General features: G+C 68.3%; 14 protein-coding genes and 2 pseudogenes. 10 read left to right on the top strand and 6 right to left on the bottom strand.

Going from position 1 to position 12,888, the window contains the following annotated elements; translation table 11 throughout:
• Positions 1 to 9 precede the first annotated feature (9 nt).
• The 3 genes from A5622_RS05220 to A5622_RS05210 all read left to right on the top strand — a co-directional run bounded on the left by A5622_RS05220 (position 10) and on the right by A5622_RS05210 (position 3,296).
• Positions 10 to 966 carry a LysR family transcriptional regulator gene (locus tag A5622_RS05220; protein ID WP_066877107.1) on the top strand — a complete coding sequence of 319 codons (957 nt, stop codon included), beginning with the start codon at positions 10 to 12 and terminating at the stop codon, positions 964 to 966.
• 111 nt (positions 967 to 1,077) lie between these two features.
• Positions 1,078 to 2,466 (top strand): MmgE/PrpD family protein, encoded by a 1,389-nt coding sequence (locus A5622_RS05215; protein ID WP_066877105.1) that lies wholly within the window; start codon positions 1,078 to 1,080, stop codon positions 2,464 to 2,466.
• 65 nt (positions 2,467 to 2,531) lie between these two features.
• On the top strand, positions 2,532 to 3,296 hold the full coding sequence (locus A5622_RS05210; RefSeq protein ID WP_066870053.1) for a DUF2127 domain-containing protein: 765 nt from the start codon (positions 2,532 to 2,534) through the stop codon (positions 3,294 to 3,296).
• A gap of 14 nt (positions 3,297 to 3,310) precedes the next feature.
• Here the strand turns inward: A5622_RS05210 and A5622_RS05205 are convergent, their stop codons facing one another.
• Positions 3,311 to 3,925 carry a PaaI family thioesterase gene (locus tag A5622_RS05205; protein WP_066870011.1) on the bottom strand — a complete coding sequence of 205 codons (615 nt, stop codon included), beginning with the start codon at positions 3,923 to 3,925 and terminating at the stop codon, positions 3,311 to 3,313.
• A 92-nt stretch (positions 3,926 to 4,017) separates the two neighbouring features.
• On the opposite strand from A5622_RS05205, the gene A5622_RS05200 reads away from it, so the two are divergent.
• The 3 genes from A5622_RS05200 (at position 4,018) to A5622_RS05195 (ending at position 5,819) form a co-directional block, all read left to right on the top strand.
• Positions 4,018 to 4,863: an SDR family oxidoreductase gene (locus A5622_RS05200; protein ID WP_066877103.1), complete on the top strand. Its 846-nt coding sequence runs from the start codon at positions 4,018 to 4,020 to the stop codon at positions 4,861 to 4,863.
• Between the two features lie 154 nt (positions 4,864 to 5,017).
• Entirely contained in the window at positions 5,018 to 5,179 is a 162-nt protein-coding gene (locus A5622_RS29530; RefSeq protein WP_197497949.1) for a hypothetical protein, read from the top strand.
• A gap of 28 nt (positions 5,180 to 5,207) precedes the next feature.
• On the top strand, positions 5,208 to 5,819 hold the full coding sequence (locus A5622_RS05195) for a bifunctional 2-polyprenyl-6-hydroxyphenol methylase/3-demethylubiquinol 3-O-methyltransferase UbiG (protein ID WP_066877102.1): 612 nt from the start codon (positions 5,208 to 5,210) through the stop codon (positions 5,817 to 5,819).
• Here the strand turns inward: A5622_RS05195 and A5622_RS05190 are convergent.
• Complete coding sequence (locus A5622_RS05190; RefSeq protein WP_066877129.1) at positions 5,754 to 6,344, bottom strand: CGNR zinc finger domain-containing protein; 591 nt, start codon at positions 6,342 to 6,344, stop codon at positions 5,754 to 5,756. The two genes, A5622_RS05195 and A5622_RS05190, sit on opposite strands and share 66 nt — an antisense overlap.
• A gap of 148 nt (positions 6,345 to 6,492) precedes the next feature.
• Here A5622_RS05190 and A5622_RS05185 point away from each other — a divergent pair, with 148 nt between their 5' ends.
• Together A5622_RS05185 and A5622_RS05180 are read left to right on the top strand one after the other, a co-directional pair.
• The gene (locus A5622_RS05185) at positions 6,493 to 7,188 is read left to right on the top strand and encodes an SDR family oxidoreductase (protein ID WP_066870022.1); all 696 of its coding nucleotides are present in this window, start codon (positions 6,493 to 6,495) and stop codon (positions 7,186 to 7,188) included.
• Positions 7,189 to 7,442: 254 nt separating this feature from the next.
• The gene (locus tag A5622_RS05180; protein WP_066870025.1) at positions 7,443 to 7,892 is read left to right on the top strand and encodes an SRPBCC family protein; all 450 of its coding nucleotides are present in this window, start codon (positions 7,443 to 7,445) and stop codon (positions 7,890 to 7,892) included.
• A 34-nt stretch (positions 7,893 to 7,926) separates the two neighbouring features.
• Here A5622_RS05180 and A5622_RS05175 read toward each other — a convergent pair whose 3' ends face one another.
• The 3 genes from A5622_RS05175 to A5622_RS05165 all read right to left on the bottom strand — a co-directional run bounded on the left by A5622_RS05175 (position 7,927) and on the right by A5622_RS05165 (position 10,832).
• A complete protein-coding gene (locus A5622_RS05175) occupies positions 7,927 to 8,673 on the bottom strand; it encodes a methyltransferase domain-containing protein (RefSeq protein ID WP_066870028.1) in 747 nt (248 codons plus the stop codon).
• A 136-nt stretch (positions 8,674 to 8,809) separates the two neighbouring features.
• Positions 8,810 to 10,186 carry an adenylate/guanylate cyclase domain-containing protein gene (locus tag A5622_RS05170; protein ID WP_066877100.1) on the bottom strand — a complete coding sequence of 459 codons (1,377 nt, stop codon included), beginning with the start codon at positions 10,184 to 10,186 and terminating at the stop codon, positions 8,810 to 8,812.
• A 40-nt stretch (positions 10,187 to 10,226) separates the two neighbouring features.
• Positions 10,227 to 10,832, bottom strand: a complete 606-nt coding sequence (locus A5622_RS05165; RefSeq protein WP_066877127.1) for a TetR/AcrR family transcriptional regulator — start codon at positions 10,830 to 10,832, stop codon at positions 10,227 to 10,229.
• A gap of 191 nt (positions 10,833 to 11,023) precedes the next feature.
• Between A5622_RS05165 and A5622_RS05160 the strand changes: the two genes are divergently transcribed.
• The gene (locus tag A5622_RS05160) at positions 11,024 to 11,983 is read left to right on the top strand and encodes an oxygenase MpaB family protein (protein WP_066870035.1); all 960 of its coding nucleotides are present in this window, start codon (positions 11,024 to 11,026) and stop codon (positions 11,981 to 11,983) included.
• Positions 11,984 to 12,145: 162 nt separating this feature from the next.
• Positions 12,146 to 12,583, top strand: a pseudogene (locus A5622_RS05155) (SDR family NAD(P)-dependent oxidoreductase); the annotation flags it as partial.
• Here the strand turns inward: A5622_RS05155 and A5622_RS30675 are convergent.
• Positions 12,578 to 12,888: pseudogene (locus A5622_RS30675) on the bottom strand (SDR family NAD(P)-dependent oxidoreductase); the annotation flags it as partial. The pseudogenes A5622_RS05155 and A5622_RS30675 sit on opposite strands and share 6 nt — an antisense overlap.

The following is a 12,888-nucleotide window of genomic DNA, read 5'->3' as shown; positions in this document are numbered from 1 at the left end:
GCTCGACGCATGGAACTGCGGCAGCTGCGCTATTTCGTCGCGGTCGCAGAGGAATTGCACTTCGGTCGCGCCGCCAAGCGCCTGCACATTTCGGGACCGGCGTTGTCGCAACAGATCATCGCGTTGGAGCGCGAAGTGGGCACCGATCTGCTAGTGCGGGACCGGCGCAGCGTCCGGCTGAGCGAGGCCGGCCGTACGTTCCTCCCGGACGCGCGCCGGATTCTGGCACTGGCCGACGACGCCAAGCACCGGCTGCAGCGGACCGCCGCGCAAAGCTCCCCGGTGCGGCTCGGGTACGTCAGCTGGTTGCCCGACGACATCGACGCCCTGGTGGGGTCCGCGGCGGCCTTGCGGCTGGACGAGTGGGTGTTGCCGTCGCACGTGCAGGCGGACCGGGTGGCCGAGGGCACCCTCGACATCGCGTTGGCCTGGATCACCGACGCGCAGGCCAAGCAGCGGGCATTGACTCCGCACCTGCTTCGCGCCGAGCCGCTGGGCGCGGTCGTTCCGGGGGCCGCCTCATCGGAACCGATTGGCGCACAGCATGTCAGCGTCCTCGTCGACGACGACGCGTCGGCATGGTCATCGTGGAATCGGTTCGCCGAAGCCTTCGCCGCCGACACCGGCGCACGTGTCGTCGGAATCAACGACGGCGGCATCACCGGCGACGCGTTCTACGCGCACGTCCGCAAGATCGCAGGTGCCGTGCTGGAGTCACCCAAGCGCCACACCGCTGCCCTCCCGCCCCGGTTGACCCGGCGCCCCGTCGCCGATCCGGTACCGCTGTGGACGTGGTCGTTGCTACACCGCCAGGACGATGACCGGCCCAGTGTGCGCGGTGCCGTGACGTCGTTGCTGGCGGTTGCGCGCGGTCGTGACTGGCTGACCCCGCCCACCGGACGGTGGTGGACTCCGGCCGACGATCCCCACCGGGGCGTCCTGCAAACCGGCGCCGGCGTGCGGTGAGAACCTCCGTCAACCACTCATAAGAGATGGATCGTGGACGCTGCCTCGGCGCGGGGCTTCACTGAAGTGCGTAGAGCGGAGGGGCGAAAAGTGGTGGCACATAACTACGTTGTGGACGAGCTGGCCGATTTCGTCGTCGGTGCCCGGCCGGGGGACCTGACCGGGCGACCGCGGGCGCTGATGAAACGCAACGTGCTCGACAGCATCGCGTGCGCCGTCGGTGCCCTGGACGGCGAGCTGATCCCCAGGATCCGCGACCACACCGCCCAGTTCGGTGGCGCCCACACGGCCACCCTGGTCGGCGGCGGGCGCGCCTCGGTGGACCAGGCCGCGTTCTTCAACGCGGTGCTGGTGCGCTACCCCGATCTGCTCGACACCTATCTCACGGTGGGTGGGCTCTGCCATCCCGCCGACAACGTCGGTGCATTGCTGGCCGTGGCCGAGCACACCGGCGCCGGCGGAGCCGACTTCCTGCTCGCGCTGGCGGTCGCCTACGAGATCCAATGCCGGTTCAGCGCACAGGTTCCCGTGATGGCCCGCGGACTCAACCACGCGCTGCAGCTGGCGATGTCGGTCTCGGCGGGCAGCGCGAAGCTGCTGGGGCTGAGCGCCGAGCAGACCGCCAACGCCATCGCCGCCGCGGCGGCCGACAACGTGTCACTGGCGGCGGTGCACGCCGAGCCGGTTTCGAATTGGAAGGGCATCTCGCCGGCCATCACCGGGATGCGCGCCGTGTACACGACGATGCTGGCCGCGCGTGGCATCACCGGACCCAAGGCACTCTTCGAGGGCCCGCACGGGCTGGTGCAACTCTTCGATCAGCGCATCGATCTGCACACCGCCGACCGGAGTCTCACCTGTGTCGAGCAGACCTACCTGAAGCAATACTGCTCGCTCATCCACGGCCAGGTCGTCATCGATGCGATCCTGGCCGTGCGCGGTGAGCACGGTCTGCAGGGTGCGGATGTCGCGCGGGTGGTCCTCGAGGTCTTTCAGGGCGCCTACGACTTCGCCGGCGGGGGAGCCTACGGCGACAAAGACCACCCGACCACCAAGGAGCGGGCCGACTACAACCTCAAATACCTGACCGCGGTCGCCCTGCTCGACGGTGGCGTCGGCCCCGAACAGCTTGAGAACGACCGAGTTTCGCAAAGCGACGTCATCGACCTGTTGTCCCGGGTGCAGGTCGTTCCGGCCGCAGACCTGACCGCGGACTATCCGCAACGCACCGCGGCGCGGGTGCACGTGATCACCCACGACGGGCGCCAATTCAGCCGCGAGCAGTCGGATTACGAGGGATCACCCACCCGCCCGATGTCCTGGGACCGCGTGGTGGACAAGTTCGGTTGGCTCGCCGAACCGTTCTGCGACGAGCCGCTGCGCGATGAGATCGTCGCCGCGGTGGCCCGGCTCGACGAGATCGAGGTCACCGAACTCACCGGGTTGCTCGGATCGGTGCCTTCCACGCCGCGGCGCGCGCGCAGTAGGCCGCGCTTCTGACACCCGTCTGGCACGTAGCGCGCGCCCCCTTGCGTGGCCGACCGCCCGCCATGAATGATCCGGCCATGGGTAAAGAACACGGCCGCAACCGCTGGGAGCTGGTCACCTGCGCGGTTGCCGGTCACGTCACCTACGCGCCCGACGAGAAGTCCCTCGCCGACCGGCTGAGCGGCAGCACCGGGCTGGGCGAGGTGTGGCGCTGCCTGCGGTGCGGCGAATTCACCGTCGGCGAGCCACACGGGCGCGGTCGCGCCGAAGACGCACCGATGATCATGCGCGGCAAGGCTTTACGACAGGCCATCATCATCCGCATCCTGGCGGTCGAACGCCTGCTGCGGGCGGTGGTGATCGCGCTGGCGGCCTATGCGGTGTGGAAGTTCCGCGGAGCGCGCGGTGCCATCCAGGCCACCCTCGATCGCGACCTGCCCATCTTCCGCACCGCCGGCTTCAAGGTCGACCAGATGACCATCGTGCACGAACTGGAAAAGGCGCTGGCGGCCAAGCCGTCCACCCTGGCCCTGCTGACCCTGATGCTGGCCGGTTACGCGCTGCTCGAGGTCGTCGAAGGGGTGGGCCTGTGGCTGCTGAAACGCTGGGGCGAATACTTCGCGGTGATAGCCACCTCGGTTTTCTTGCCCCTCGAGATCCACGACCTGGCCAAGGGCATCACCATGACCCGGCTGGTGACCTTCACCATCAATGTCGCCGCGGTGATCTACCTACTGGTCTCGAAACGGCTGTTCGGGTTGCGCGGCGGGCGGAAGGCCTACGACGAGGAACGACGCGGGGAGCAGCTGCTCGACGTCGAACGGGCCGCGGCCGGAACCTGAGCGAAGCCCGACGGTTACGCCGGTGGCTGCTTGGGGTGGATGAAAACGCCCTCCGCCTCGACGGTGACGCCCTGATCGTCGGCCAGCTGGCCGACGGCGAAAATCTTGACCCCGTCGACGCGATCGACGCGAGCCTCCGCGCGCAGCGGCCTGCCCAGCGCGGTGGGCCGGCGATAGCGCAGGGTCAGCGTGCCGGTATAGGCGGGCCTGTTGGGCTGGTGGGCCGTCGCCCCGAGCACGTGGTCGAGCACCAGGGCGCAGACGCCGCCGTGCACGGTACCCGGTGGGCCTTCGTAGGCGGCGCCGAGCACGAATTCCGACCACACCAGTCCGTCGGGATCGTGATGGATGACCAGCGGTGGGGCCACCGGGTTTCGCAGACCCACCACGGCGTTGCCCCAGGCGATGGTCTGGCCGTCGGCCGTTCGGTGTACACCGAACGGCCCGGGTAGCAGCGCGTCGCTCAATTCGTCTGTCGCACTGTCGATCCTGGCGATGGCCGCCGCCACCGCCGCGGGCCCGGCTTCGGTGCGGATGCTGATGTCTAGGAGTCGGCGGACCGATTCGGCCAGCGGCGCGTAAACCGACTCGAGTTGGCTGAAATCGATGCAGGGCGTGGGGTCATGCATCCTGGCAACTTAACAGTGCGTCCGCTGGGTGGGCTGTGCCCACCGGAGCGCCCGGGGTCAACGGGCATACTGCGCTGGGAACGGAGGAGTCAATGGGGACCTACGCGATAACCGGATCGGCTTCCGGGATGGGCCGCGAGACGGCGCAGCGCCTTCGGGACAACGGGCACACCGTCATCGGCGTCGACATCAAGGATGCCGATGTCGTGGCCGACCTGTCGACGCCCGACGGGCGCAGGGCGGCCGCCGAACGCGTCCTGGCGTCCGCGGGCAACAGGCTGGACGGCGCCGTGCTGGCCGCCGGGTTGGGTCCCGGCCGCGGCCGGGATCGCGCCCGGCAGATCGCTGCGGTCAATTACTTCGGGGTGGTCGAGCTACTCGTCGCCTGGCGTGCGGCGCTGGCCGCCGCGGAGCGCGCGAAGGTTGTTGTGGTGGCCAGCAATTCGGCGACGACGATGCCCGCGGTGCCGCGTCGGGCCGTCAAAGCGTTGCTGGCACACGATGCCGACAAGGCGTGGCGGGCGGTGCGGCTACTGGGCCCAGGGGCTCCGACCATGATGTATGGCGCCTCGAAGATCGCGGTCAGCCGCTGGGTGCGGCGACATGCGGCCTCACCGGAGTGGGCCGGGTCGGGCGTGCGGCTGAACGCCCTGTCACCGGGCGCGATCATGACACCTCTTCTGCAGGAGCAACTCTCGGATCCGAGGCAGGCCAAGGCCGTCCGGGCGTTTCCGGTGCCGGTGGGCGGCTTCGGTGACGCGGGGCACATGGCCGAGTGGATGTGCTTCATGCTGTCCGACGCCGCCGATTTCCTGTGCGGCAGTGTAGTATTCGTGGACGGCGGTACCGACGCGTATTTTCGCCCCGACGACTGGCCCAAGGCTGTGCCCGCACACCGATTGCCCGGGTATCTACGCCGGTTCAAGGGTTTTCATTAGGGGAACTGTTGCGTGTCTTTCCTCGCGCCCCGCGTGTGCGGTAGACCACAGAACGGCTTTTCGTGGCGTTTACCGCGGCGCGGCACCCCCGTAAAACGGCTGCGGTGCAATTGAATGAGACGGCGCACAAGCCGAAAGAACAAAGGATCAGACGGTGGCCACACTTCCAGCCTGGGTCAGCCAGGCTCCCGCGACTTTCGACGTGGTCGCGCCCCTGAAACGTGCCTCCGGCGCCTGGCAGGCGATGCTCAAAAGCACCCGACGGCCGGCCGCCGTGGGCCCGCGGTTGATGTCCCGGGGCGCCGAGCGCTGTTGACGGCCCGGTCAGGCAGACTGAGTCGACGGTGGATGACTACGCAGAACACCAGGATTACTGGAACCACAACAGCGCCTATCACCCGTGGCTGGTCGGCATCGCTTCGCGGCACCGCGGCGACGTTTTGGACGTCGGATGCGGGGAAGGGCTGCTGGCTCAGCGATTAGCCGCGGTGTCGCGCAGCGTCGTCGGGATCGATGCGGATCCGACATCGGTGAGGCGCGCCGCGCAGCGATTGCAGCCGATCGCGAACGCCTCGGCGCAACTGCGGCGTTTCGAGGAGTTCGAGCCGGGCGAGGCTTCCTTCGACCTGATCACGTTCGTCGCCAGCCTGCACCACCTGCCGCTGCGCGACACCTTGCAGAAGGTGCGTCAAATGTTGCGGCCCGCTGGGCAATTGGCGGTGGTGGGACTGTCCGCCAACAAGAGCGTTGCCGACTGGCTGTGGGCCGGTCTCAGCACGCCGGTGGCGCGCGTCGGCTCATTGCTGCACCGGGAGACCCGAGACATCGGCGTCGCGGTCGCCGACCCCGACGAGGGCCTCAGTGAGATCCGGCGGGCAGTCACCGATGTGCTACCCGGAGCCCGCATCCGGCGGGGCGTCTACTACCGCTACCGACTGCTCTGGCGCAACGTCTGATTGCAGCGCGCGTTCGCGTTCGCGCCGGCGCGCCCTGGAGGCCCGCAGATTGACGGCGTTGCCGCACGTCTTGACGTCATGCCAGACCCCGCTGCTGTTTTTCGAGCGGTCGTAGAACGTCGAGCCACACCGGTGGTTGTGACAGCGCTTGATCCGCCGCCAGGTGCCGGCTTGCTGGCTCAACAGGATCTCGCCCCACAGCGCCGATGCCAGCCAACGCCAACCGCCGCCATGGGGATCCAACCGCACCTCACCGGCATCGGACAGCGCGAAAGATGCGGCGACGCCGTCGGCGCCATGAGATCGCGATTGTTCGCCGGCGACGAGTTGCTCGATGGTGGCGCGCAGCGCGCGAAGCTTGGCCAGGTCGGCGTCACCCAGCTCGGGGGGCGACAGGTCCACGCCGCGCGCAGACGACCACGCCCGCACGGCGGCCGTCGCCCAGTCGCCGGCGAGGCGTGGTTCGGCCAGCAGGTCCGGCCCGTACCCGTCGATGGCCCTCGTGTTGAGGAAGTCCTGGACCAGGCCCAGGCCGCCGGGAGCGCCGGCGCAGCCGTATCGCTGTGACGCAACCCACGCGGAAGACATAAGCAAAGAATACTTGACTCTGTCGCGGCGGTCAATTAGCTTGACGTAAGCAAAACATCTTTGCCTAAGTCAAAGGAGCAGCATCATGGTCAACGTCAAGGGGTCGACGGTAGTGGTCACCGGTGGGCAGCGCGGTCTGGGCAAGGCCATCGTGGCCGAATTGCTGGACCGGGGCGCGGCGAAGGTCTACGCCACCGCCCGGGCGCCGAAGCCCAGCCAGGACCCCCGCGTGGTCAGCGTCGAATTGGACGTCACCAACCCGGATTCGGTTGCCGCGCTGGCGTCCACGGCGGCGGACGCCGACATTGTCATCAACAACGCCGGAGTTCTCGGCGCCCGGACACTGCTTGACAGCGACATCGACGAGGTGCGAGCGGTCTTCGAGACGAACTACTTCGGCGCGCTGCGCGTGGCCAAGGCCTTCGCCCCGATCCTGGCCGACAACGGCGGCGGTGCGCTGGTCGACATCGCCTCGATCCTGTCCTGGATGCCCGGCTCCGGCGGGTACGGCGACTCCAAGGCCGCACTGTGGTCGACGACGAACTCGCTGCGCATCGAGCTCGAGAAACAGGGCACCCTGGTCGTCGCCGCGCACCTCAGCTTCACCGACACCGACATGACCGCCGGCTTCGAGGCACGCAAGAACGATCCGCGCCAGGTGGCCCGGGCGATCGTCGACGGCATCGAGCGGGACGACACGGAGGTGCTGGCCGACGACGACACCCGCTACGTCAAATCGGTACTGTCCGGACCCATCGAGGCGCTGCCCCGGATGGGGTGAACCGCCTGCAGGCATGAAGGTCTGTCCGAAGGCAGATCCCCGTGGTGTGACGGTCGAGCAAGCGGGCCCTTGCGGTGGCTCCGCCTGGTTCGGAGCCCAAACTGGGCTCTCTGCGCTTCGGACAGACCGCCGGGTTATCCCGGCACCGCTTACCGTCGCACCCGGCCGTCGCATTCCGCGACGGTCAAAGGTCCCAACCGCCGCGGCCCAAAGTCACCGGCGCGCCGTACGACCGCACGTGTTTGGATAGCGATATGTCCGATACCGAACGCATCGTGAGCGCCACCCGCGTGATGTCGGCCAATGCGGCGCGCATCTTCGAACTGATCGCCGATCCGTCCCGCCAGCCGAGCTGGGACGGCAACGGCAATCTGGCATCGTCTGCCTCCGGTCGTGTGCATCGCGTGGGTGACGTGTTCAAGACGACGCTGACCAACGGCGCGGTGCGCGAAAACCACGTCACCGAGTTCGTCGAGGGCAGTGTAATCGCTTGGCGCCCAGCCGAACCCGGCAAGCAGCCGCCGGGGCACCTGTGGCGCTGGGAACTGAGCCCGGTCAACGCCGAACTCACCACGGTGACGCACACCTACGACTGGACGGCGCTGACCGACGCCACCCGCCTCGAGCGCGCCCGCGCGACGACGGCGGAGATGTTGCGCGAGTCCATGGACCGACTCGCCGTGCTGGCCCAGTCGGCGGACTAGGTCCGCGCACCCGCCATCGAAAAACCTGGGCGCGTCAGCCCAACTTGGCGCGCACCCACTGGAACGTCCCGAGGGTCTTCACCCGCACACTGGCAAAGCCGTTGTTCTCCAACGCATCCCCGATTTCGTCGTCGTCGAACGCGTGCGCCCCGACGTTGGGCAGCATCCGCCAATACCGGGCCAGGCGCCCGGCGGTGGGCACCATGACGGCCAGCCTGCCACCAGGGCGCAGCACGCGCGCGATCTCGGCGAGCGCGTCGGCCGGATTCGGAACCAACTGCAGCACGGCGGTCGAAACCGCCACGTCAATGGTGCTGTCGCGCAGCGGAAGTCGCTGTGCGTCGGCCTTGAGGAAGCCGACCTGCGGCCCGGCCTCGTTGCGGACCGCGCGGGCCAGCATGGGCTCGGAGATGTCGACGCCGAGGGCCAGCCCCTGCGGACCGGCGGCACGGGCCAGCGACGCGGTGACGTTGCCCGGCCCCGATCCGACGTCCAGCGCGATACCGCCCTGCGGAACGTCCAACCATTCCAGCGGCAGTTGCCATGCGCTGATCCAGCGCCGAGAAAGCGCTTGGGCGTTGTCGTAGAGCAGCGACCCGATCGGCGAGGCCCACGCCGCCTGGATGGGGCCGGTGTTCTGCTCGACGGCGCCACCGGCGGCCGCGCCGGGGCCGAGCAGGTCGAGATAGCCCCGGCTCACGTCGGGATCGGCCGGCGGATCGATGAGCAGGTCCAGCGCGCGCCGGAGGGCGGGAGGCAGCGAGACGTGCACGTCGGTCATGTGTACTCCTTCGGTCAAATACCAAGCCGGACGCCAGAAATCGAACGGAAAGCCGGGATGCTTCGGCTCCGGTGAGTCCCGTCCGCAGCCTACGCCGGGGGCCCCGGCTCTTCGACCGCTGCGATTTGCGGTCCGGTTACCGCCGAACGACGGCGTGCTCGCGGACCAGGGCGTACAGCCGCCAGTACCCGGGCACGCCCTTGAGCGCGGTCTCGCCGCGGTCGCCGAACCGGTGCCGCGAGCCGGTCACGATGTCGCGCAGCGTGGACGACACCAGCACCTCGCTGGGTCTCGCGAGCGCGGCCACCCGCGCGCCGATGTGGACGGCCATGCCCGCGACGTCCGCGCCGCGCACCTCGACCTCGCCGGCGTGAATGCCGACCCGCACCTCGATGCCCAGCACACGAACGGCGTCCACGATGGCGTCGGCGCAGGCGATCGCCGCGCTGGGGCTGGTGAACGTGGCGACGAATCCGTCACCGGCCGTGTTGACTTCGCGACCGCCGAACCGCTGCAGTTCGTGGCGCACGATCCTGTCGTGGTTGTCCAGCAGGTCGCGCCAGCGGTGGTCGCCGAGCGCGGCGGCGCGCTCGGTGGAGCCGACGATGTCGGTGAACATGATGGTGGTGAGCAGCCGCTCGGCGTCGGAGCCGCCGCGGACTCCGGTGATGAACTCTTCGATCTCGTCCAGCATCGGGCCGGTGTCGCCGACCCAGTACAGGGAGTCCTGTCCGGGCAGTTCGACGAGACGCGAGCCGGCGATGCGCTCGGCGAGATAGTGCGCATGCTCGACGGGGCTGAAGGCGGGGTTGTCGCGATGGACGATCAGCGTCGGCACGGCAACGCGCGGCAGCCTGTCGCGGACATCGCCCTCCCGGACCTTGTTGATGAACGCACGGGCCATGCTGGGTGACGCCGCCCGGTTGCCGGCCATGTCCCACCACGAGCGGAACGCGTCGTCGTGCGCGACGCTGGGGGCGATGATGCCGAGCATGTCGAAGCCCTGCTCGACGGCGTCCGGCTCCATCCCGACCGACGTGAATCGCTCGGCGGCGTCGAGTTCGGCGCCGATGGGATAGTCCGGCCCCCGCAGCGTGCGCGCCGCGCCGTTGGCTATGACGAGGCTGTTCACCCGATCGGAGTGGTCGGCCGCGAGAACCAGACCGGCCAGCGAGGTGAAACCCGGAGCGAAGATCGTGGCCTTGTCGCAACCCACCGCATTCATCACGGCGAGCGCATCCTGCGCCCATGACTCCGGACCGAGCATGTCCAGCGAGGGGACCCGGGAGGACAGGCCGATGCCGCGCTGATCGAAGCGGATCACCCGGCAGAACGACGCGAGCCGGCGATGAAAGCGGTACATCGAGGGCTCGAGGTCGACGCAGTCGATCGGGATCAGCGGGCCCGGCAGCATGAGCAGGTCCATCGGGCCATCGCCGAAGACCTGATAGGCGATGTCGATCTCACCGCAACTGGCGTACCGAGTCCGCGGCGCCGCAGAACTCCCAGCCACGGTTCAAGGCTAGTTCAGGCCGCCGACAATTCGAGGCCCATTATCGGGACCGCTCGCCGCCGATGATCGGCACCAGATAGCGGGCGGCGTAGTCGCGAACCGCCGCCGGATCCGACGTGTCGAGCCGGTCGGTGGGGAAGACGATGATGCCTAAGGCGACGCGAAGCAGGATGTCGGCGATATTGTCCAGGTCGGCCTCGGCCAGGTCGGCGCCGCAACGGCGCAGGGTGTGGGCGATCCCGTCGGCGAACTGGCGAATCGGAAACGCCTGCGACCGGGAGAACATGCCGAACAGTTCGGGTTCGCTCTCGGCGATCCGCGAGTACAGCGCGGAGTCCTGTACCAGGCGCACCCCGAGCGCGAAGGCCTCGACGACCGCCTGTTGCGGGTCGCAGCCGGTTGTCGCCTGGTCCAGGGTGCTGAAGAACCGGCCGGCTTCGCGCCGCACCACGTGGGCGAACAGGTTCTCCTTCGTCGGGAAGCGACGGTAGATGGTGCTGCGGCTGACCCCGGCGCGGGCGGCGACGTCGTCGATATTGGCCCGACGCACGCCGTAAATCTCGAACACGCTGCGCGCGGTGTCCAAGATGGTGCGGTCGAGATCGGTGAGCGCCTCGGCAGTAGCAGAGCCCGGTTCGGACTGCATGATTGGCGGCATCGTATCAACTCCTCGGCATGGTTCACGGGCGACTTTTCCGGCGCGAAGACCTGCCCGGGAGGTGCGACGGCGACGCGCGCTTGTTAGTGTTCGAGGCGACTGAAACAAAGACACATTTTTGTGTCACTGATTCACACCGGGTTGCCGTCGCGCGGCGCGGGTACGGCGAGGAGGTGGGCATGACCGCCCAAAACGACGAGTTAACCGCGGCAAGTGCGGGGTCGCGTTTCGATACCGGCGTCCGCGAGGCGATGCCGATGCCGGTCGACGACGAGATCGCCGACGCCGCCCCGCGGTTGGGGCCGGACTCGTTGATCTGGAAGTTCTACGGCGACGTCCGGACTCAGCTGTTCGGCTTTCAGCGCACCGCCGGGGTGGAGAACTGCATCGAGCAGCTCGCCCAGGGCGTGCTGGACCACTCCGTCATCTTCAGCGACACGCTCGGTCGGGCCAAGCGCACCGCACCGCCCCTGATGAACACCGTCTACTCCGACGAACCGTACGAGTGGGGCCGCAAGGTGCGGGACTTTCACAAGACGATCAAGGGCACGGTCAGCGACGGCTCGCGCTATCACGCGCTGAATCCTGAGCTGTTCTATTGGGCGCACGCCAGCTTCGTCGACCAGGTCATCTACAACACCGACATGTTCATCCGGAGGCTGAGCCGCGCAGAGAAGGAGCAGATCTTCAACGAGGGCAAGCTCTGGTACAGCCTGTATGGCGTCAGCGACCGCGGGCAACCGCAGACCTACGACGACTTCCTGGCCTACTGGGACGAGATGCTCGACCGGTTCGTCCCCCATAAGACCGTGCTGTACGGCACCGGTTACATCCGCAAGGGCATCCCGGGCCCGCGCCGGATGCCCAAACCGGTGTGGAAAGTGCTCTCGGCTCCGCTGAACGCCTACACCCGGCTGGTCGTGGTCGGAACGCTTCCGCCGCAGATGCGCGAGGTGTGCCAGCTGCGATGGGATGCCAAGAAGGAGAAGCGCTTTCAGCGCGTCGCCGCAGCCATTCGCGCGCTCAACCCGCTGTTGAACCGGCTGCCCGTCCGGGTGCTCTACACGAGCTGGGCGGCCGACGCGTGGGACCGCGCGGGCGTCGACCCGCGCCGGCTGCACAACCGCCCGGCCGCGTAACCGGGTCTCGGGCGGCTCGGCATCGGCGCGGCGATATCCGTGACAGCGCCCGTGCACATGAGGCATGGTGGTTAGCCGGCTGCGCATTGGGGCATTCCGCTAGGTCGGCTCAGTGGGCCGGTCGATCGAGCCGGTCGCAGGGCGACCCGAAGGAGTACCGCGATGCAGATGACGGGCAATACCGTTCTGGTCACCGGCGGTGGCAGCGGAATCGGCCGAGGTCTGGCCGAATCCTTCCACCGGTTGGGCAACCAGGTGATCATCGCCGCCCGGCGCAGCGACCAGTTGCGGGCCGTCGCCGAGGCCAACCCGGGCATCCAGACGCTGTCGCTCGATCAGGGTGACGCCGCCGACATCCGCCGGTTCGCCACCCAGCTGACCGACCACTACCCGGACCTCAACGTGCTGGTCAACAACGCCGGAATTCAACGGGTCGAAGACCTCACCACCGGCAACGTCGGCCTGGCCGAGCAGTCGGTGGCCATCAACCTGCTGGGCCCCATCCGGCTGACCTCGGCCCTGCTGCCCGCGCTGCTGCGCAAGCCGCACGCCACCATCCTCAACGTCACGTCCGGTCTGGCCTTCATGCCCAGCGCGCTCCACCACGATTTCCTTGGCCTGCGGCTGCGTCTGCAACAGGGTGACGGTCTCGGTGATGTAGTCCTCCAGCGGCATCGCCCGGGGATCGAATCCCCGCTCGCCCTGCAGCGCGGTTTGCACGTGCGGCGGGATGATTTCGATCACCTGCACCGAAGTGCCGCGCAGTTGGAAGCGCAGCGATTCGGTGTAGGAGTGCAGCGCCGCCTTGGAGGCACAGTAGCTCGGGGTGAGCGCGCTGGGCATGAAGGCCAGACCGGACGTGACGTTGAGGATGGTGGCGTGCGGCTTGCGCAGCAGCGCGGGCA

The sequence above is a fragment of the Mycobacterium sp. 1245801.1 genome (assembly GCF_001673055.1).
Classification (GTDB): Bacteria; Actinomycetota; Actinomycetes; order Mycobacteriales; family Mycobacteriaceae; genus Mycobacterium; species Mycobacterium europaeum_A.
This window is presented reverse-complemented; position numbering and strand designations above follow the sequence as displayed.